The sequence below is a fragment of the Qipengyuania sp. MTN3-11 genome (genome assembly GCF_042851825.1).
GTDB lineage: Bacteria > Pseudomonadota > Alphaproteobacteria > Sphingomonadales > Sphingomonadaceae > Qipengyuania.
The window spans coordinates 770,730-789,214 of record NZ_BTGM01000001.1 but is presented as its reverse complement, the minus strand read 5'-3'; the positions used below and the strand labels follow the sequence as shown (position 1 = coordinate 789,214).

General features: G+C 60.1%; 13 protein-coding genes, 2 tRNA genes and 1 pseudogene. 3 read left to right on the top strand and 13 right to left on the bottom strand.

Annotated elements, in window-relative coordinates:
* Positions 1-497 precede the first annotated feature (497 nt).
* Positions 498-1,076 (bottom strand): annotated as a pseudogene (locus tag ACGHN1_RS03780) (SNF2-related protein); the annotation flags it as partial.
* A 902-nt stretch (positions 1,077-1,978) separates the two neighbouring features.
* On the bottom strand, positions 1,979-3,148 hold the full coding sequence (locus ACGHN1_RS03775) for a tyrosine-type recombinase/integrase (protein WP_390548458.1): 1,170 nt from the start codon (positions 3,146-3,148) through the stop codon (positions 1,979-1,981).
* Between the two features lie 45 nt (positions 3,149-3,193).
* Between ACGHN1_RS03775 and ACGHN1_RS03770 the strand changes: the two genes are divergently transcribed.
* Positions 3,194-3,331: transfer RNA gene (locus ACGHN1_RS03770), tRNA-Val, on the top strand.
* Positions 3,332-3,552: 221 nt separating this feature from the next.
* Here ACGHN1_RS03770 and ACGHN1_RS03765 read toward each other — a convergent pair.
* The 5 genes from ACGHN1_RS03765 to ACGHN1_RS03745 all read right to left on the bottom strand — a co-directional run bounded on the left by ACGHN1_RS03765 (position 3,553) and on the right by ACGHN1_RS03745 (position 9,734).
* Positions 3,553-3,759, bottom strand: a complete 207-nt coding sequence (locus ACGHN1_RS03765) for a hypothetical protein (RefSeq protein ID WP_390548456.1) — start codon at positions 3,757-3,759, stop codon at positions 3,553-3,555.
* Complete coding sequence (locus ACGHN1_RS03760) at positions 3,759-4,442, bottom strand: PilZ domain-containing protein (protein WP_390548454.1); 684 nt, start codon at positions 4,440-4,442, stop codon at positions 3,759-3,761. Before ACGHN1_RS03760 ends, ACGHN1_RS03765 begins: the two co-directional genes overlap by 1 nt.
* Positions 4,439-6,223, bottom strand: coding sequence for a putative bifunctional diguanylate cyclase/phosphodiesterase (locus ACGHN1_RS03755; RefSeq protein ID WP_390548452.1), 1,785 nt, complete (start codon positions 6,221-6,223; stop codon positions 4,439-4,441). The genes ACGHN1_RS03760 and ACGHN1_RS03755 overlap by 4 nt, the downstream gene beginning before the upstream one ends.
* 137 nt (positions 6,224-6,360) lie before the next feature.
* Positions 6,361-6,963, bottom strand: coding sequence for a response regulator transcription factor (locus tag ACGHN1_RS03750; RefSeq protein WP_390548450.1), 603 nt, complete (start codon positions 6,961-6,963; stop codon positions 6,361-6,363).
* Positions 6,964-7,073: 110 nt separating this feature from the next.
* A complete protein-coding gene (locus ACGHN1_RS03745) occupies positions 7,074-9,734 on the bottom strand; it encodes an ATP-binding protein (RefSeq protein ID WP_390548449.1) in 2,661 nt (886 codons plus the stop codon).
* Between the two features lie 559 nt (positions 9,735-10,293).
* Between ACGHN1_RS03745 and ACGHN1_RS03740 the strand changes: the two genes are divergently transcribed.
* A complete protein-coding gene (locus ACGHN1_RS03740; RefSeq protein ID WP_390548448.1) occupies positions 10,294-11,412 on the top strand; it encodes a glycosyltransferase in 1,119 nt (372 codons plus the stop codon).
* A 65-nt stretch (positions 11,413-11,477) separates the two neighbouring features.
* Here the strand turns inward: ACGHN1_RS03740 and ACGHN1_RS03735 are convergent, their stop codons facing one another.
* Together ACGHN1_RS03735 and ACGHN1_RS03730 are read right to left on the bottom strand one after the other, a co-directional pair.
* A complete protein-coding gene (locus ACGHN1_RS03735) occupies positions 11,478-11,939 on the bottom strand; it encodes a hypothetical protein (protein ID WP_390548446.1) in 462 nt (153 codons plus the stop codon).
* Between the two features lie 171 nt (positions 11,940-12,110).
* Positions 12,111-12,184: transfer RNA gene (locus ACGHN1_RS03730), tRNA-Gly, on the bottom strand.
* A gap of 506 nt (positions 12,185-12,690) precedes the next feature.
* On the opposite strand from ACGHN1_RS03730, the gene ACGHN1_RS03725 reads away from it, so the two are divergent.
* Positions 12,691-13,116 carry a hypothetical protein gene (locus ACGHN1_RS03725; protein WP_390548444.1) on the top strand — a complete coding sequence of 142 codons (426 nt, stop codon included), beginning with the start codon at positions 12,691-12,693 and terminating at the stop codon, positions 13,114-13,116.
* Positions 13,117-13,144: 28 nt separating this feature from the next.
* Here the strand turns inward: ACGHN1_RS03725 and ACGHN1_RS03720 are convergent, their stop codons facing one another.
* From ACGHN1_RS03720 to ACGHN1_RS03705, 4 genes are all read right to left on the bottom strand, one after another.
* Complete coding sequence (locus ACGHN1_RS03720) at positions 13,145-14,041, bottom strand: hypothetical protein (RefSeq protein ID WP_390548443.1); 897 nt, start codon at positions 14,039-14,041, stop codon at positions 13,145-13,147.
* Between the two features lie 17 nt (positions 14,042-14,058).
* Entirely contained in the window at positions 14,059-16,626 is a 2,568-nt protein-coding gene (locus ACGHN1_RS03715; protein WP_390548441.1) for a hypothetical protein, read from the bottom strand.
* 162 nt (positions 16,627-16,788) lie between these two features.
* Complete coding sequence (locus tag ACGHN1_RS03710; protein WP_390548439.1) at positions 16,789-17,625, bottom strand: molecular chaperone; 837 nt, start codon at positions 17,623-17,625, stop codon at positions 16,789-16,791.
* Between the two features lie 137 nt (positions 17,626-17,762).
* Positions 17,763-18,428 (bottom strand): spore coat protein U domain-containing protein, encoded by a 666-nt coding sequence (locus ACGHN1_RS03705; RefSeq protein WP_390548437.1) that lies wholly within the window; start codon positions 18,426-18,428, stop codon positions 17,763-17,765.
* Positions 18,429-18,485: the final 57 nt, after the last annotated feature.

The window sequence follows — 18,485 nt, the reverse complement described above, 5'->3', positions numbered from 1 at the left end:
AGATTCACACGCATGAGGGCGACCAGGCTTTCTTCGCGGTCTAGCTGTCGGAATACGCTAGCACCGGAGCCCGTCTGCTGACTGTAGCGCCGGTCGTAGGCCTCACGCCGATCCTCCATCACGTAGCGCAGCGGCGCGAAGGCAGCGAGCTTGAGGCGGCGGATTTCGGTGTTGACCTCACCTATGGGCGGGAAGCCTTCCGACAGGTCCACATCGGAATAGATGTTCTTCGGCGGGAGGCGTGCGGGGAAGGTGCCGGTCTCCTCGGTGCCATAATATTTCTCGATGTGTTTGCGGCTGCGCGCGATCGTCAGCAGGTCGAGCAGCCGAAAATAGTCGAAGCCGAGCATCTCCAACAGGCGCGCAGGCGAGCGCCTGGCGTCGGGCAGGTCCTGCCACCGGTTGAACTGGCCCTGCGCGATGCGCACTGTGCCCGCGATGCTCGGCACACCGTGCCCGGCCAGCGCACGATCGTCGCCTTCAGTCGCGAAGGCGATCTGGTTCTTGAGATCGTTGAGGCGGTTGTTCACCGGAGTTGCCGACAGCATCAGCACCTTGGTGTCGACGCCGGCTTTGACCACCGCGTTGAGCAGCTTGTCGTACCGGCTCTCCCGCTCGCCCTTGCCAGCCGGACGGTTCCGGAAATTGTGGCTCTCGTCGATCACCACCAGGTTGTAATTGCCCCAGTTGATATGGCTCAGATCGATCTCGCCGGATTGCCCTTGTTCGCGTGAGAGGTCGGTGTGATTGAGCACATCGAACGCGAACCGATCAGAAGCGAGCATGTTGCGCATGTCGTTCTGGGTCCAAAGGGTCCAGTTGTCCCGCAGACGCTTGGGCGCCAGCACGAGCACCCGGGCGTTCCGCAACTCGAAGTACTTGATGACCGCGAGGGCTTCGAACGTCTTACCGAGCCCGACGCTGTCCGCGAGTATGCAGCCCCCGAAACGCTGCAGCTTGTCAATCGCCCCGATAACACCGTCCTTCTGGAACCGGTAAAGCTTCGACCAGACGGTGGTTTCGCGGATGCCAGTGGCGGAATCCACGATTCTATGCTCGTCGGTCGCTTCTTCCATTTCGGCAAACAGGTGGAAGAGCCCCTGAAAATAGACACTCTGTGCGGGGTGCTCTCCTGCGCCATCCCCTGCGGCGCGCAGCAACGCCTGGACTGCATCACCACCGGGGTCGGCGTGAAGCCATTGGGTTCTGAACCATTGGCGCAAATGCTCTAGTTCCTCGGCCGATTGGGTTTCCTGTACGAATCCGAGGGAAGCCTGCGGGGCGATGCCCAACCCCGCAGTCGTCAGATCGCAGTTTCCCAGAAGGGCCGACGACGGCCCCAGCACAACGGATTGCGCCGGTGGCAATCCAGCTTGCCGAACCTGCGCTCCATGCAGGAGCATAGAGAGCTGGCGACATAGCGCACGTGTTTCGAGTGCATTTCGGCGCTTACGGTCGTTGTGACCTCCCGACAGCTCCTGCTGCAAGCCGCCAGCACCTAGGAGCAGGCGCTGCAACTGATTGCCCGTCGTCCTGCCGAAGGCTTCAGAGGCGCCGAATACGGTGATGCCGCTAGTGAGGACGTCTATATCGCCGCCCGACTGACGAAGCCGGTCGATCACCCGCTCGCCCCCAGCATTCGAAATGATCCGCAACTTAGCCCCCAAATAAGTGTTGTGTCGGTGCTAGCCTCGCCGAGCCCGCGCGACAACGCAGCGAGTTAATTCGACGCGGGAAGCCGGACAGCAGCGGTGCCTTGCGCCTTATGAGGCGCCATCAAAGGTGCCGGCGCTGGGAGCCGCTGTGGAGAAGCCAGAAACGGGCACTCGACAATACACACAAGCCCTGCACAACGGGCGGGCAATACTGCAGAACCAGCGGAAATCTGCGGTTACGGTGGAGAGCTATTCTGGGTTCGAATCCTCTCCCCCTGACCATGTTATGAATGATGTCGGCGATCTGATCGCCCAATCTTAATCTAGAGGGTTAAAGTCGCCAGCGCGTCTTCGGCATCGTCGCGCACAAGATGGCCATAGTGCTTCTCGATCATGGCGACACTTGTCCCGGATAGCTGCGCAACTGTCAGAATAGGCAAGCGCACGCGTATAAGGTCCGTAATGACGCTATGGCGTAAGGTGTAGGCGGACACAGCTTCCGGCAAGTTCGCCCCCCTCACAGCGTCCTTGATCGGGTGTTTCCAGGTATCCTTGTTCCAGGCGTCGCCCGAGTGCCGAGCAAAGACCGGCGCGGTCGGCAGTTTGCCCTTCACCTGAGCAGCAAGGAAATCGGCAATGACTTGGGGTAAGGAAATCTGCCGCGGGATGCCGTTCTTGTCCTTGCCGATTGTGAGTGTTCGGGTGCGCTTGTCAAAATCTCGCGCGGTTAGGCTTGCAAGCGAGCCGGGACGCAGAGGCAGGAGACATAGCGCCCTTAGGAACGGCCGCGCTTCCTCGCAGGCGGTATCGATCAATTTCTTCCGCTCGCCCTTGTCCAGATACAGTTCTCGGGGTTTGTCCGCACCCTTGAAGGGCTTGAGCGCCTCCTGCCATGCGGCATCGGTATTGGGGGAACCGGGCGTAAGGACACGCCCCAGCGCCGCGCGCAACGGCACCATGTCGCGGTTCACCGTCGACTTCGCTCGCTCCTTCCAGCGCTTCCCGCCCTCCTTAGTCCGGGTCAACAAGGCGGGCGCATGTTCCAGGCGCTTGCGCCAGCTTCGCAAATGGTGCCGCCGAAGCTTGTCGAGCTTCACCTTGGCAATGGGATCGTCATAGACGTGTCTCCGGAACACGCCTTCGGCGATCGAATTGGGCTTTTCCTCTAGGTAAGCGACGCAGGCATCCCTCACCGTCACCATGTCGCGGGCGAGTTCGCCGCCGGACTCCACAGTTAAAGCCCAGGCCTCTGCATCGGCCTTGGCCTGCTTGAAGACGTCATGACCGGTAACCGTGCCATAATCGCCGAGCCGCTTGCGCTTGTTGCGATTGGTGTCCGCGTCGTAAAATCTAGCGAACCATGTGCCCCTGTCGCTCTTCTTCGATGGCCGATAACCAAGGTAGATGCCTTGGCGTAGGCGGTGCCAGTGCGGCTCATCACCCGATTTCGGCTTCAGCTTTTCACGATCCCCGATGCGACTCAAATCTGGCATCCGGAATCGCTATCCTAAAATCCATGAAAAAAACATGAAAAACTTGGGTGGACAGCGGCGAACACCGGCGAGCATCAGACATTGTTTTCAACGGATTTTCTTCTTCTAGAAAGCCGCAGATTTCCGTTATTCCCATCCTTCACACGGGTGGGGTCGCAAGTTCAATCCTTGCCGCGCCCACCAGTTTTTCAAAGCTGCCCAAGGTTGGAAGCCGCCATCCTGGCGCGCATCGAGCCGCATTGCGCGTCAATGCAGGCGAGCTACCGCCTCGGTTGCTCACACGATGCAATCGACCGAAGTGTACCGCACGAAAACAGGCCGCATTGCCCGATTCTCGTTCGTTCAGGACGGAAAGGCTGCCGACTACCTGCCCGAACACCCGAGCGTCGGCGGTTCGTAACCGGCTACGGATTGAAGGAAAACAGACGCTTCCCGCGCGACCAGACTTCGAACTGGCTATTGATCGCCATCGCTCGGGCCGTCTCCACGCAAGCCGGATAAGACGCGACGAACTCGCGAACGTCGGACACGCCGCTGCGCCGATCGAACAGGCGCAAGGTAAAATCCTCCATCGCGCATGGCTGGACTCTCAGGGCCGTCTGCATTTCCATCAGTCTGTCTCCCAGAATCTTGCCGAGCCGAGCTGGCGCAGACCGATCGGCTCGATCAATTGTACCCCCGCCCAGCCATCGTCGGACCAGCGGACCGTTCCCCGACGCTCGATTCCGGAGACGGTGCGGATGCGCACATGCATGCCCGGCTTGAAATTCGAACGGGTCTTCAACGCGGCGCCCGCCTGCGACACGTTCTGAATGCGAGCCGCGACCATGCCGGCTTCGGAATCGACCATGGCCAGAGCATTCGTCGGAAGGCGCAGGGCGCGCGCCTTTCCCGTGGCGGCCTCTTCGACGAGCTGGCCGAGGATCGCGCGGCAGTCCACGGCCTGATCGAATTCCACCCCGCACATGTCCTGTTGCGACCAGACGACTTCGCCCTGAACCTCTACGGAATCGGACAGTTGCACGCGAAGGTGTTCACCGGGATCCATCGTCCGGGAAATCGAGAGCGAGACACCCTTGTCGGAGATATTCCGCAGCAGTGCCAAAGCCTGATCGTCCTGCATCAGGACACGGGCGACCCGGTATATCGTCATGACACGCTGATGTTCGCGGCGGTCGACCGCGTAGCCGCCGTCCGTTTCGTAAAGCCCGCGCGTGTCATGCGGCGCGGTCGCCGTTGCAACAAGGCTCATCTCATGGTCCTTTCGCTGGGTGTTGGCGAGCAGGGCGTTCATGCCGCGACCTCGATCCCACGACCGGCGAAAATCGCCAGTTCGTGAATGGACAGGGGCGGCGCGAGCAACATGCCCTGCACGTTCATGCAGCCGTTCTTCTTCAGGAATTGCAGCTGCGCATCGGTCTCGACGCCCTCGGCGACGACTTCCAGATCGAGATCGCGACCGAGCTGCATGATCGCCCGAACGATGGCACTGCCTTTCGTCGTCCGCCCGAGCGACTGCACGAAGGTGCGGTCGATCTTGATCGTGTCGACCGGATAGCTTTCCAGATGTGCGAGCGAAGCGAAGCCGGTTCCGAAGTCGTCGAGTGCGATGCGCACGCCGTGGTCGCGCAAACCCTCGACGATCGATCTGATCCGGTGCCCGGTGCGCCCGATCATCACGTCTTCCGTGATTTCGATTTCCACCTTCTCGGGCGGCAGGCCGAGCTGTTCGAAAATCTGCGGCAGATCGGGATCGACGATTTCCGAAGTCGAGATGTTGATCGCGACCCGGTCGAGCACAATGCCGTTCGAGGCGAGCCATTCCATGTCCCGGCGAACCCTGTTCATCGTGGCGCTGCGCAGCACCCGCGACAGGTCGGAGCGCTGGAACGCGCTCCTGTAGGCGCAGGGCATCAGCAGATTGCCATTGCCGTCCTCGATCCTGGAGAGGACTTCCACGCCGATCAGATTGCCGGTCCGGGGGTCGATCTGCGGCTGGTAGTGGGGAACGATGCGGTCGTGGCGGATCGCGTCTTCGATGATTGCCTTTGTGTCGCTTTCGGAATCGATTTCGGCGCGCGCATCCGCGTCGAATACTCTGACCCCGCCGCCGCCCATCTGCTTTGCAAGGCGCAAGGTTACGTCGGCATGGCGATAGAGTTCCTTGAGCGTACGTCCGTCGGCCGGGAACAGGCAGCCGCCGGCGCTGATGTTGCAGGTGATTTCCCGGCCGTCCCATGCGAACGGCTTGGCTGCGGCCACGCAGAGCGACCCGATCCGCTTCCTCAGCGCGCCGTGATCGACGATGCCGGGAATCAGCATCGCGAACTCGTCTCCACCCAGGCGGGCGATCACATGGGGCGCGCGCGTCCCCTGATGCAATGCCTGGGCGACGTGTCGCAGTATCGCGTCCCCGACATCGTGCCCGTAACTGTCGTTGAGATATTTGAAATCGTCGAGATCGAGGAGCACGAGTGCGCAGGGCTCGCCGCGTTCGATGTAGCCATCCAGTTCCGCGCGAAGCCCCGCCCGGTTGCACAGTCCGGTCAGGAAATCGTGCTTCAGGGCGTCTTCCAGCCTGGCTGTCAGCGCGACCTGCTGCTGCAATTGCGTTCCGGCTTGCGACACTTCGCGCCGCAGGTGCATGAGACGTCCGGCGACCTTCCCCAGAAGAGCCAGCGCCGTCTTCGCGCGTGCGTCGAGAAGGGCATCGGAGCGCCGCCGGCACAGCATCGCGACAAATTCGTCGGCGGCGATTTCGTGGCACACGACACCGACGATTTCGCCATGGCTGAAGAATTGGCCGTCGGACCAGGCATCGCGAAGCATCGCAAGAGGTACGAATTCTTCAACCGCGATCCCGGATGAGGGGAATGGTCCGTGACGCAAGAGCACCGCGTTTTCCTCGGGCCCGGAGCGCACCAGCGCAGCGGTCTCTCCCTCGCAATATTGCGCAAGAAGCGCAAGGATGTGGGGAATTGCACCGGTTTCGAAAAGCCCGGGGAAAAGCGAAAGTCCACCGACGAGCGTTTCGCTTACCGGGGGGCCTGGATTGAATTCTTCATGGTAAGCCATCGACACCTCCCAAGTCTCCCGCAGCATTTGCCTTGGGTTGGCCTGTGCCTTAAATTGCCGCGAGAGCAGACGTCTGACAATCTCGGGATTATTCGATAACGTCGGGGCCCGGGACTACAGTAGTTGGCTACGAATTGTTAATTCTTGGCCTGTGCAGCAGCCTGAGCCACCAGGAGTGCCGACACGAAGTTGGGCACTTCGAGTTTTCGCACGATGTTGGACCTGTGCATCTCGACCGTACGGACGCTCAACTTCAGATCGTGCGCCATCTGTTTGCTGGCACCGCCACCGGATGAGGCGTCGAGGACATCCCGCTCGCGGGGCGTCAGCTCCTTGAAACGCTCGATTTGTTCCATCTCGCGAGGTGTTTGTGGCGAAGGCGAAATCTTCGCGCGCGTCCGATCGACCGCTTCGAACAATTCGGCCCGGCGAAACGGCTTGCGCAGGAAATCGACCGCGCCCGCGCGCATCGCGTTGACGGCATCCGGAATATCGCCGAACCCCGTGAGAAGAACGACGCGATGTCGGCTCCCGGCTTCCACAAGAGCTTGCTGCAACTCCAACCCGTCCATGTCCGGTAGACACAAGTCGAGAAGGACGCAGCCTGGTGCAAGATCGTTTGAAACCGAAAGAAACGCCCGACCGTTTGCAAATGACTGCACACGATCTTCTTCCCGTTCGAGAAGGTTACCAAGCGTCTCGCGCAGATTTTCGTCGTCGTCTACGACGTATATGTTCATATAACCCCATACAGACCGCCTTTGTGTTATAAATTGACTAGGCTTTCCGTGTGGGTGCGATTTAACGCACGTGAGAGTGAGCGTCAATTAACCTATGCTACTCAAGCGGTTCAACGGTTGGATTTTCCACCGATTTTCGCTCTGGTCCGGTTCAGAGCCTTTGCCAGCGCCGTCCTGCGAAACGGTTTGCGCAGCACTTCGGTGGTCTCCTTCATCATGGGATCGAGCGGAATGGCTTCATCGTCCTGGGGCTGCCCCGTGACGAATAGCACCGGCAAATCCGGATACAGCGCGCGCGCTTCGATCGCCAAGGCGATGCCGTTGGATCCCGGCATGTTGATGTCCGTCATCAGGATATCGGGGCGTGTTTTCCGGAGCAGTTGCAGCGCCGCCCGGGCGGTGTCCGCCAGTTCCGGACCCATGCCCAGGCGGTGGACCTGATTGGCGAGCGCTTCGGCAACGCTGGCGTCGTCTTCCACGATAAGAACATGGTCTTCCGCGCCTTTTTCGAAGACATCGTGGTGAGCGTCGTCGGCCGTGATCGAGGCAGGAGGCGCGATCGGCAGTATCAGTCTTATCGCCGCCCCCGTCCGTGTGGAATCTTCTACCTCGATGTGGCCGCCGGTCTGCTTCATGAAACCATAGGCGGTGGACAGGCCGAGGCCGTGACCCTGTCCGGCACCCTTGGTCGTGAAAAAGGGGTCGAACACGCGCTCGCGAATCTTTTCCTCGATGCCTGGCCCGTTGTCCCTGACGACCAGTTCCACGTAATCTCCGGGCGGGATGCCTCTCTTCCGTGCAATCCAGTCCGTCAGTTTCGCAGGCGCCGCGGTCATCACGATCTCGCCGGCCTGCTGATCCTGCAGGGCGTCGCACGCATTCATCACGAGATTGACCAGGACGCTTTCCAATCGGGCCCGATCGGCGAGGACCCAGGGCAGATCGGTCGCGACCTGCGAACGGTAGGAAATGTGACTTGGCAGAACGCGCTCGATCAGATTTCCGAACCCCCCGAGGACGTCCGCGATGTCGAACGGCTTCGGATCGAGTGCCTGACGCCGGGCGAAGGACAGCAGTTGATTGCTGAGAGTGACTGCCTGATCCGTCGCGGAAAACATCGCGTTGATGCCGCGCCGATGCTCGTCGGACAATTCGGCATCCTCGAGGCGTTCGAGATTTGCGACCAGGATCGCAAGGATGTTGTTAATGTCGTGCGCGACACCGCCGGTCAGTTGGCCGAGCGCGCTCAATCGCTCCATGGCCGCCAGTTTGCGGTTGGCAATGGCGCGCCGGTGGTCCGCGTAGAGGTAACGCAGGGTGCCGCCCAATCGCTCCAGGGCGCGCTTCTCCGCGACCGACCAACTGCGCGAACAGGCGCGGTGTTCTTCCTGCCAGAGTTCGAAGGACTTGCGCGGCGAAAGGCGGGTGCGGCCGTTCTCCGTCACGACCTCGACCTTGTCGCGCTCGCCGGCCCAATCGATGGTTTTCAGGGCCTCTTCGCGTCCGAAGAAGATATAGGCTCCATCATCGTCGAGCGGAACGAGCGCACCGCCTACGATCTCCTCGGACACGCCGAGATCGCGCTGCGGGCCGGGATCGAACCGATCGGAGACGATCGGGGGCCCGTGATAAGGCATCGCCGACCCTGTTCCCGCCCTGGCACCCCAGCGTACCGTATCTTCGGGCGTTCGGACGATCAGCGCCGCACATTCCCAGTTCTCGGCAAGAGGCGCGAATGCCGCGGCCATCCGTGCTGCGAACGTCTCGTTCTCATTGCCATCTTCATCCTCGCCCTCGCCCGACCCCATGGATTCGCGCATCGCAATGGCACAATCGTTCACGAGGGCCACCATGGCCTGCTCGTGAGCGCGTTCGATGGTCTTGATCCGCGTACCGACGAGATAGCATGCTGTCTGTATGGCGCTCCGAATCTTGGGCAATGGCTTTCGCGGCCCGGCATAATGATGGCAGACCAGCAGGCCCCACAAGGCGTCGTCGATGACGATCGACACCGTCAGGCTCGCGGTCACTCCCATGTTCTGCAGGTATTTGATATGGATTGGCGATACGGCCCGGATATCGCAAAAGCTGAGATCCACGGGTGCGGTATCGTCGGGATCGATTGCCTCGAGGGGGACGGGCTGACCTTCGACGTCGTCGATGCAACGCGTCAACTGACGCCGGTACAGTTCGCGCGCCTGGTGCGGGATGTCGGTGGAGGGGAAATGCAGGCCCAGATAGGACGATACAAGCTCGCCTTGCGCTTCGGCGATCACCTCTCCGTTCCAATCGCTGTCGAACCGGTAGGCCATCACCCGATCGTATCCGCTCAGGTCTCGGACGCGTTTGCACACGGAATGCAGCAGGGCGCGAACATCCCGCGCCTGCAGATCCTCGCCCAATATTTGGTTAAGCCATCTGGCCGTCTCGGGCTCAACTGTCGCAGCTTCGATCGGCTCGATCTCGACCAGTTGTCGCCCGGCGAATTGGTGAGCGCTCGCCACCGCCAGCGAGAGGCCAAGCTTCGGTATCGACACCGCGACGCCGTGTTGGAAGAAATGCGAGGCTCGCGGATGGATCCTCTCCACCCTGACCGCATCCTCGGCCTCTTCGCCGAGCATGTCGCGCAAGGTGCGCGTGGACCCGTCCCAGCGCTCCCGGGCGCGAGCACAGAGATGGGTCAGGCAACCGGCTTCGTCGGCGACGAGAAGCATGCCGCGCGACTGCACGCGGCCGGGAATGTGGATCGGCTCGTCGGCGCAGTTATCCAATGTGACTGAAGGATGTGCCATCGTTCAAAACAGATGCGTTCGGACAGTCCGCCTCCCCGCTTCCCGTTCTAACCGTGCGCAGCGACATTTCACATGGCAGCGCGAACATATCCCCAAGAGCGCGATGTCGCGGGAGAAACGGAACGGAGTGATCCGGCCATACCGGTCGACATGCGCGCAGGATAGCGAATTCGGGCCGGGTCGGCCCCGCTCGAATCAGCCGACCAAAAGGGCCAACGTCGCTATTCCCGAAAGCCACAACAGGGCGCTGACCGAGGCGATGATCGAGAGGCGGGTAGGACCCGCCAGGTCCGATCCTTCGGATTTCGATGCGTCGGCAGCCCGCGGAGACATCGGATCGCTCTTGAGGATCGCCGCACTCAGACTGGCTTTCGGCAGGGGTGTCAGTAGCGTGCGGCCGACAAACCAGAGTTGGCGGTACCAATCGTCATTTCAGTGATTTGTTAACTATAACAGCCCATGTATCTATGCGCACATGGAACTTGACCCGGCCCTTCGCGATTTCGATGCAAGGTGGCAACCATCGCGAGAGCGCGCGATGCGAGCTGGGGATGTAGTTGGTGCGAGTGGCATCGAACTTTCGGTCATCGTCCCGACCTTCAACGAACGGGACAACGTGCGGGCCATAACCCAAGCGATAGAAGAGACGCTGTCAGGCATCCGCTTCGAAATCGTCTTCGTCGACGACGATTCGACTGACGGCACCCGCGATATCCTCGCCGAGCTGGCGATGCGGAAAGGGCACGTGCGCGTCCTCCATAGGATCGGTCGGCGGGGACTCTCGACCGCAGTGACCGAAGGCATGTTGAGCACGGTCTCGCCCTATATCGCAGTGATCGACGCCGATCTTCAGCATGACGAGCGTGTCCTCCCGGAGATGCTCGCGCTTTTGCGAAAGGAGGAAGCCGATGTGGTGATCGGGTCGCGATACGTGGATGGAGGCAGCACCGGCGAATGGGAAAAGAGCCGGGTACGTGTAAGCTCGACGGCGACCAGGCTCGCCAAACTGATCGCCTCGACCGAAATCAGCGATCCGATGAGCGGATTCTTCGCGATAACCCGGCCAGCGCTCTACAGCGCGGTCCGCGATCTTTCGGGTCAAGGCTACAAGGTCCTGCTCGACCTGATCGCTTCCGCCCCGCGTCCGCTGCGGATCAAGGAAGTGCCATACACCTTCCGGTCACGCACCGCAGGCGAAAGCAAGCTCGATGCGATGATCGTCTGGGAATATCTGCTGCTGCTGGTCGACAAGCTCGTCGGCCATGTCGTCCCGGCGCGCTTCCTTTCCTTCATGTTCATCGGCGGCCTCGGCGTCTTCGTCCACATGGCGGTGCTCGGGGTCATGGTGGCGCTGGGCCATCCCCGTTTCCTATGGGCCCAGGCGGTCGCGACCGGCGTAGCCATGGTGTTCAATTTCTTCGTCAACAACACGCTCACTTATCGGGACCGGCGGCTCAAGGGTTTGATCCCGGTTGCGCGGGGGCTGCTGACCTTCATGCTGGTTTGCTCGGTCGGCGCGATCGCCAACGTCGGGATCGCCGGGTATCTGTACAAATCGTTCGAGTATGTCTGGTGGGCGGCTGCGCTTGCCGGCATTCTCATGGGCGTGGTCTGGAACTACGCAGCGACTTCCGTTTTCACCTGGCGCACACGCTAAACTGTTGAGACGGAAGATTTTGTTTTAATTAAACTCTGCACCTCAGATCTCTTACCTGGAGGAAGTCAGATAACAACCGTGAGTAGGCCAACCAGCGCCAGCACGAACAAAACTGGTCCGGCACCACGCGAAATAAGAGACAGTGTTCTATCGACCTTATTGACAGTAAAATTTTCGGCCTCGGCTCTACTAAATTGCGACCAAAGTAAATCGGTCAGGTCATCCGAATCATTGATATCTCGAGATGAAAACTCACCCGCCTCGACTTCCTCCGCGAATTTTTCAGCTTCCGCTTTTACGGTCGTGAATACTTCATGCTCGGACATCCCACCAAAAGAGCCGAGATTTTTCTGGTGATACCGACAAGCACGCTTGTCATAGACACGAACAAACCATGATCCATTTCCATTGTGCTCTGGCGGGAGATAGCCAAAATACCGCCCTGCCTGAATTCGTTGCCCCACGAGGCTCATATCGCCATTCGCGATCGGCTCGTTACGCTCATCAGCCTTACCGAGGTCACACATTGAAAGATTGCCTTCGGCAAAATTCGGATAGAGGGACTAATAGACGATAGCACTTCATCAACGCAACGTCAGGTCAAGTCGCCGTTCTTTTCTAAATCCGTTCAGTTAAATGACAACGAAGTCCGTGGATCAAATCATCGCAAGTTGCTGACGAGCGAGCTCCGGCAGGTTTGGAGCGGGTGAAGGGAATCGAACCCTCGTCGTCAGCTTGGGAAGCTGCTGCTCTACCATTGAGCTACACCCGCTTTTCAACGACTTAGCCGAACAAGAAAACGCCTTTTTGCATTGTCTTATACATGCAAGACGGTGGACGAGCCATTTGCAACCGCGACAAACTCACGTCAACCAGTTTCGAAGCGGATTGAATACACCTTCCTAGACACAGATGTCATATTTGGCATCGTTGGGCTCAGGGGGGCTATCGTTCAGTCCTAAAGCACGTCGAATGTTAACAGCATCAGGTCAATATTCTGCGATCATAGATGAGTTTTTGAGTGAGGCAAACACCGCAGATACACGAACTAGACCTAATTCTGAAAATCATCTATGTCGCATATCATCTAAACTAACGGTAACACCTTTCACAGGAAGCAAATCAAGCTTGCTGATTACTGGTTAGGTAGCCTTATTTACTCCCTCCTAACACTCTTGGGCTGGCGAAAGTTAAGGACGCGGTAAGGCTGACTGGCGTCTGAATCTTAAGATTGCGCCTATAACGATAGCGAAATGGGATCAACCAAGAGGCTATCCGATGGGCAGATACCTTTCACATCTGGCTTCCACCTTCGCGGTCGGAATCTCGCTTACTTGCGCTGCTTGGCCGTCCGCAAGTGAAGCTCGCTCGGGGGCAGGAACATTTAATCTTCGTGCCCGCGTGCCCGTCGCCTGCTGGATCCAGCCTGCCGGAGAGGTACAGGCACAAACCGACATTGGCGGTTCGGTGATCGAAGCCTGCAACAATCCCGGTGGCTTCATCGTCGCTGCCATTTATCGCCCGCTGGTGATGAACGAAGCGGCTCAGCTCGTATATGACGGAACGAGGCTGAACCTCGCACCGTCGGGGAACCAGTTGCTGCGTTCTTCCAGCACCGCGACCATTCGAACGGTAGACTATCGGTTCGAAGAAGTGCGGCTCGAATCGCCGTTGATCCTGTCGCTAACGATCCAACCGGTCTGAACCAGCCGGCTAAGCCCGATCCTAAGCGTTACATTGCCGCAACCGTGAAGACGATCGTGTCGGAATAAGCTCCGGCCCGCCGGCCGGCCACATCGCCGATCACCACGTCCAGATCATAGTCGTCCGCACGAGCCGACTGCGAAGGTTGTGCCAGAACGGAAGCTGCGGACAGATCATATTGTTCGTTATCCAGACCGAGCGAATAATCGACATACCAGTCGCTCTGCCCCAGCCTCAATCGGCCGGCATTTTGCGAACTCATCGTTACCCGATACCCCGAGGTGCTGAGGACGTAGAGCGAGGTACCCAGAGACTTCTGACCAGGCGTCAATTCGCCGAGATCGATGGATGCGGCCCCGCCGCTGCGTTGAAACCTGCCCTTCAGGCCGATCAGCGCGGTAGGAACGACATCGAAGGATAAGACGATCGGTCGTTGTCCTATCGCTGCGCCGAATGCGTCCTCCACCGCGAGGAGGATGTTCTGCACGTAATTGCCGGCAGACATGTTCGAGAATGTATCCGGCATGAAGGAAAAACGGATCAATAACCGTTCTCCCGGAGCGATGCTCACGGGGCGATCCTGGGGCCGCCGCATTCCGCTTCCCGCCAAGGGAGTAATGTCGGTGCCGTTCCGCTCGTCGGTGAGGGCATAGGCGATCCGCTCCCCGCCTCCGATCTTGGACAGACCGTATTGCTCGCCCTGGAGGTCCGCACTGACCGTGCCCTCGCAGGGCGTATCGCCGCCGTTGTAGAACGCTACATCGAACTGGCGAATAGCCACGTCCTGGGCGTAGGGATCGTAGCGGACTGCCCAATCATCCTGCGCGGGTTCGATGGTCAACCGGCACTCGGCGAAAGCCGGCGTGGGGACGCCGAAACTTGCGATCGCGACCGCCAGAGGGAGAAACGAGGGGCGCAGGCTCATGGGCACTATCCTTTGCTTCATTCGGCGGAGATGTCGAGGGGAACGGAAACCGTCTCGAGGTCGAGCAATCCGGTGTTGTCGGCAGGTACGGTGAACTCGAACTCGGTGGGCGGACTGGAGAACAACTCGACTCGGTAAGTCTTCCCAGGCTCGAGCGATTGGATGGCAAACCGGCCTACCGTATTGGTAAAAAACAGCTGTGGCTCGGCTGCACCTTCGGTGGTGACGCGCCCGGAAACGAGCGCCACGGGGCGATCGCCACTGCCAACCAACCGTCCGAGCGCGCTCACGAAAGCGGCGCTCCCCACCTCGATGGCGTAACCGCTGCGATAGGTCGGGCGCACCCGCACCACCCCTTCGCCAATGTCGTATCCGACCGGGACGTCGACCACGTCATAGCGAATTTGCTGATTGACGTAGGATGTCAGGAAGCCGGTCATCGCCGGCCCCAGGGCGCCGCTGGCGGCGCTGTAATCGCCATTCTCGAAATCTTCCCCGACGATGACCTGTCTATCGCCCAGCGATTCATGCGGGTAGAGGATCGCGAAGCTGTCGTAGATCGGGCGCCCAATCGCGACCTTGCCGCCGGAGGTGGCAATCGCGGTGCCGATCCGCAGCGTGGTGAGCTGCTCGTCGGTGATGTCGCCGAAGTTCCGGCCGAAGCTGGTGTGCGCCACGCTCGCATCGAAACGGTTGGCGATATAGTCCGCCTGCCCCGATATCGTAGCAGGTCCGTCGTTATAGGTCGAGGAAATGCCGTAACCGAGCGATCCCACGCGGCCGTCGCTAGACTGGCGATAGCTGACCGAACCCGAATTTCGTGCCGAGGAATAGCGGGCATCCGCGCGACGGTCGTAACGTGGCTGCCAGACCAATCCGACGAGGAAACCTGCTCCATCGCGTCGGTTGGAAATCCGGCTTCCGGTATCGATATATTCCACTCCGAATTGCACCGACCATTCCGGAGAGAAACGATAGTTCGCAGTGGTGTTAAGGCTGTACGAGTCGGAAAACAGCTCGGCCCGACTGATTTGATAGGATGCGGACGCGGTGATGCTGAAACGGGGCGAGAAAATTCGCGCGTAATTGGCGGAAAAGTTCCAGGAGATTTGGTTCTGCGGGAAGAAGTTGCCGAGCGTCGCATAGTCCTCCGACGTGTAATCCGCCACGAATGAGAACGCATCGCTCACGGCGCCGCGATTGATGAGCTGGTTGTAGCCGGCAGCAAAGGCGAACCCGGCGCCCGCATCGGAGTTGCTGACTGCGCCGTCCAGCTGCAACTGACCGCCGCTGCCGAGAATGAACTGGGTCTGGCCGAAGACCGATTGAACCGTTTCGGACAGCTGCAAGCCGACGCCGATCGCAGGGCGATCAAAGAAGGCCTTTCGCCAAAAGCCGGTGAAGGCCAGCTCGCCATCGCTGTAATCGGGGCTACCGAAAGCGCCGCGGCTGGTAACGCCCAAATAGGCCCCGTACTCATAATCGCCGGGATCGAGATCGATGGGATCGAGATAAGCCGTGTAGGACACCCGTTCCAGGCGCCCCGCCTGATCCTGAATCTCGAGTTCGACGTTGTTGCTGCCTATCGAGAGCGGCAATTGGCTCAGATCGTACTGCCCCGCATCGAGCAGAAATTCCTCGAACAAAATGCCGTTACGATAGACGCGGACCGTGGAATCGCGCTGCAGGACGATCTGCCTCGCATTAGAGAGCACGCTGTTGCGAAACGCATCGAAGCGGCTGCGGCGTCTGTCGACCCCGATCCCCCCGAGATTGACGAACCCCTGGCGTCCCCGGATTTCCGGTTCGATGTCACCCAGGTACCAGCGGCGAAAATCCTCGGGCTGATCATAGACCAGCCGGACGTAGCGACGGTCGAAATCATAGGAATTGTCGAAAAAATCTTCGCGACCTTGGAAATCCGCTTCGAGGACGAAGGTCTTGTACCGAGCCGCACCGTTGAGCAACAGACCGGGTTTGCTGATTCCACCGATGCTCCGCCGCTCAAGCAGCAAGTTGGTGCTGAGGTAAGCGCTGAAATCCTTGGGCGGTATACCGTCTGGCTCGCGCTGGCCGGCAGTGAAGAGGGATTCGACGGCACGACGAGAGGGATCGATCCGGATGACCAGGACGGCCAGCTGTTCCGGATCATAGTTCAAGGTGATCCCGGCCGCATTGAGCTGCTCGGAAGGAAAGCTATCCACGCCTTCCAGACGAGCGGCCAGTTCGGCTTGTCCGTCCGGTGTCAGAAGCGGCCCGATCAGGGCGAGGAAGGCTGGCGCATCGACGAGAAACCGGTCATCGGCGGTCAGCACCACCGGCAATTCGCCGAGCGGCCGTCGATTGAAAATGAGCGGAACGGTCAAGACGACATCGCGGTCGTAGGGATTGATATTGGGACGCGAGAGGGGGGTTTGCTGGGCCGCCAACGCCTCGTCGCCGGGGATTACGATCGATGTACGAGTCGCGGTCTCGATGGGGGTACTCTGCACGGCCAGATCGCCCTGCGCTTCCGGTTGCACGGGAGCCTGCTGAAAGAGATTCAACGCGTAGTGGAGTTGCGGCCACTCTTCATCGATGGCCATGCCGGCGGGAAAGCGCGCGCTCGCTGGCAGCCGCGGCAAAACAACACCGCTCGCAACGGCCGCCGCCTCCGGCAGCCCGATCGCGAGTGCCACCAAGGCAGTTTTTGCCAGCCTCCGTGTCATCTTGCCCCCCCCGGGTGTCATGGTGCCCCCCTTAGACCCTCATCGCGCGAAGCGGACTTTCACCGGTCTTGCCGGATCGAAAGGCGTCGTCGCGGGAATTTCGAAGGTTCGCGTTCCATCCGGCGCCAGATAGCCTACCCCGACGGAAGCGGCGACATCGCCGCTGGTCAGTGTCTGGGTCAGCGGCTGCCCGTCGAGCCCGGTACCTTCGATGATCCAGGTTGCGCCGCTCATCAGTGCATAGCGGTTCCCGTCGTTGCGGACGATCACTTCAACGCCCGGGGTAGGAACTACCGGGACCGGAGCTGCTGCCTCTTCCGCGGCAAGATCGGGATCGATCTCCGGTTCCGGCGCAGCGATCTCCACCACCCGGGCGGAAACGACCTGAACGTCGGGCCGCGCGCCTTCGGGCGCAACGACGATCAGCGCCTTCATCGTGTAAAGCACCTGCACCGACACGCTTGCAGTGCCCTCTTCGGCGGGACCTTCGACATTGGTCGAGACCGGAAGCTGTCGAACCCAAAGATAGTAGGCCTTCGACGTGTCGATTTGCCCTTCGCCCACCCACTGCACGCGAACGACCTGACGGCCATTGACTGGCACGACCCCCTGAGGCGGAAAGATCAGGAAATTGTCATCGGCCGGGGTCTCGACGAATTCGCCGTCGGGGCCGACGCTCAGCTCGGTGATCCGAGTTTCGAATGGCAGAGGTGCGCTGCCGATATTGCCGACCTCGATACGCGCCGCAGAACCCACGCCGGTAGTGGAAAGCTCCGCAACCATCGGGGAAACGCGCATGGCGTCTGCCGGCACGGGAGCGAGACCGAAGACGGCGAGCCATAGCACGATGTGAAACCAGATGGATTTCTGTGTCATAACGGCAATCGGGCTCCAGCGCTCACGAAAGGGAAGAGGTTCTTCGCCTCTTACGCCTGTACGGATTAACGAAGGCATTCACGAAAATGGGGCGGCTCCGCAGAACCGCCCCACTTATCGTCTGATCAACGTGATCCTTAGATCGCGGTGAGAGTCAACTCGACGGTGTCGGTGTATTCACCGGCGACCAGCGCTTTTTCGGCGACCGGAATGCGGAAGTTGATCGTCATTTCCGACTTGAACGCACCCTGCTGCTTGGCATCCTGACCCTGGCCCTGAGCGACAAACGAACGACGCTCCGAACCCGGGCCCTGCGTGGTCGTGTCGGAGGTCGCCTGATAAAGCGCCTCGACCGAATAGGGCAGGTTGTTCTGGAAGGTGTTGGTGTCGAAGCCCGAGGTATTGTCGGTGCTCATTCCCTGAGCATTGCCACCCTTATCAATCTCGAGACGGTTGGCGGTGTTGCAGCCAGCGACGCTGGTTACGATGGTGACGAGAGCCGGACCGGTCATCTCGAAAGCATTGTCGAGGCCCTGGGTCGAGGTGTTGTAGATGCCCAGCGTGCCAAAGTCGACATTGACATCGCCGCCACCGGTGTAGAAGCTGCAATCCTCGGCGACGGTGGCCGAAAGATTGAACGTCGCACCGGCGCTGTCGCCGGCGGTGCCCTGCGAAGCGGTCCCGGTCGTCTGGCTAGTCAGCGTGGAGCCGGCACCCGAGTTAGAGACGATCGTCTGCGCGCTGGCAGCGGTGGCGGAAAGAGCAACGGCAGCAACGCCGGCAAGAGCATAAGCAAGCTTCATAGTAGTCCTCCAATAAATGACCGAAAAATAGCGCCGGCCCAAACGCAATATCGAAAC

What these genes read in the sequence shown, in the direction of transcription:
- ACGHN1_RS03755 (WP_390548452.1), bottom strand. Translation starts at nt 6,223, where the DNA reads ATGGCTTACCATGAAGAATTCAATCCAGGCCCCCCGGTAAGCGAAACG.
- ACGHN1_RS03725 (WP_390548444.1), top strand. Translation starts at nt 12,691, where the DNA reads ATGGGCAGATACCTTTCACATCTGGCTTCCACCTTCGCGGTCGGAATC.
- ACGHN1_RS03705 (WP_390548437.1), bottom strand. Translation starts at nt 18,428, where the DNA reads ATGAAGCTTGCTTATGCTCTTGCCGGCGTTGCTGCCGTTGCTCTTTCC.
- ACGHN1_RS03715 (WP_390548441.1), bottom strand. Translation starts at nt 16,626, where the DNA reads ATGGCCATCGATGAAGAGTGGCCGCAACTCCACTACGCGTTGAATCTC.
- ACGHN1_RS03720 (WP_390548443.1), bottom strand. Translation starts at nt 14,041, where the DNA reads ATGAGCCTGCGCCCCTCGTTTCTCCCTCTGGCGGTCGCGATCGCAAGT.
- ACGHN1_RS03710 (WP_390548439.1), bottom strand. Translation starts at nt 17,625, where the DNA reads ATGACACAGAAATCCATCTGGTTTCACATCGTGCTATGGCTCGCCGTC.
- ACGHN1_RS03750 (WP_390548450.1), bottom strand. Translation starts at nt 6,963, where the DNA reads ATGAACATATACGTCGTAGACGACGACGAAAATCTGCGCGAGACGCTT.
- ACGHN1_RS03740 (WP_390548448.1), top strand. Translation starts at nt 10,294, where the DNA reads ATGCGAGCTGGGGATGTAGTTGGTGCGAGTGGCATCGAACTTTCGGTC.
- ACGHN1_RS03765 (WP_390548456.1), bottom strand. Translation starts at nt 3,759, where the DNA reads ATGGAAATGCAGACGGCCCTGAGAGTCCAGCCATGCGCGATGGAGGAT.
- ACGHN1_RS03775 (WP_390548458.1), bottom strand. Translation starts at nt 3,148, where the DNA reads ATGCCAGATTTGAGTCGCATCGGGGATCGTGAAAAGCTGAAGCCGAAA.
- ACGHN1_RS03735 (WP_390548446.1), bottom strand. Translation starts at nt 11,939, where the DNA reads ATGTGTGACCTCGGTAAGGCTGATGAGCGTAACGAGCCGATCGCGAAT.
- ACGHN1_RS03760 (WP_390548454.1), bottom strand. Translation starts at nt 4,442, where the DNA reads ATGAACGCCCTGCTCGCCAACACCCAGCGAAAGGACCATGAGATGAGC.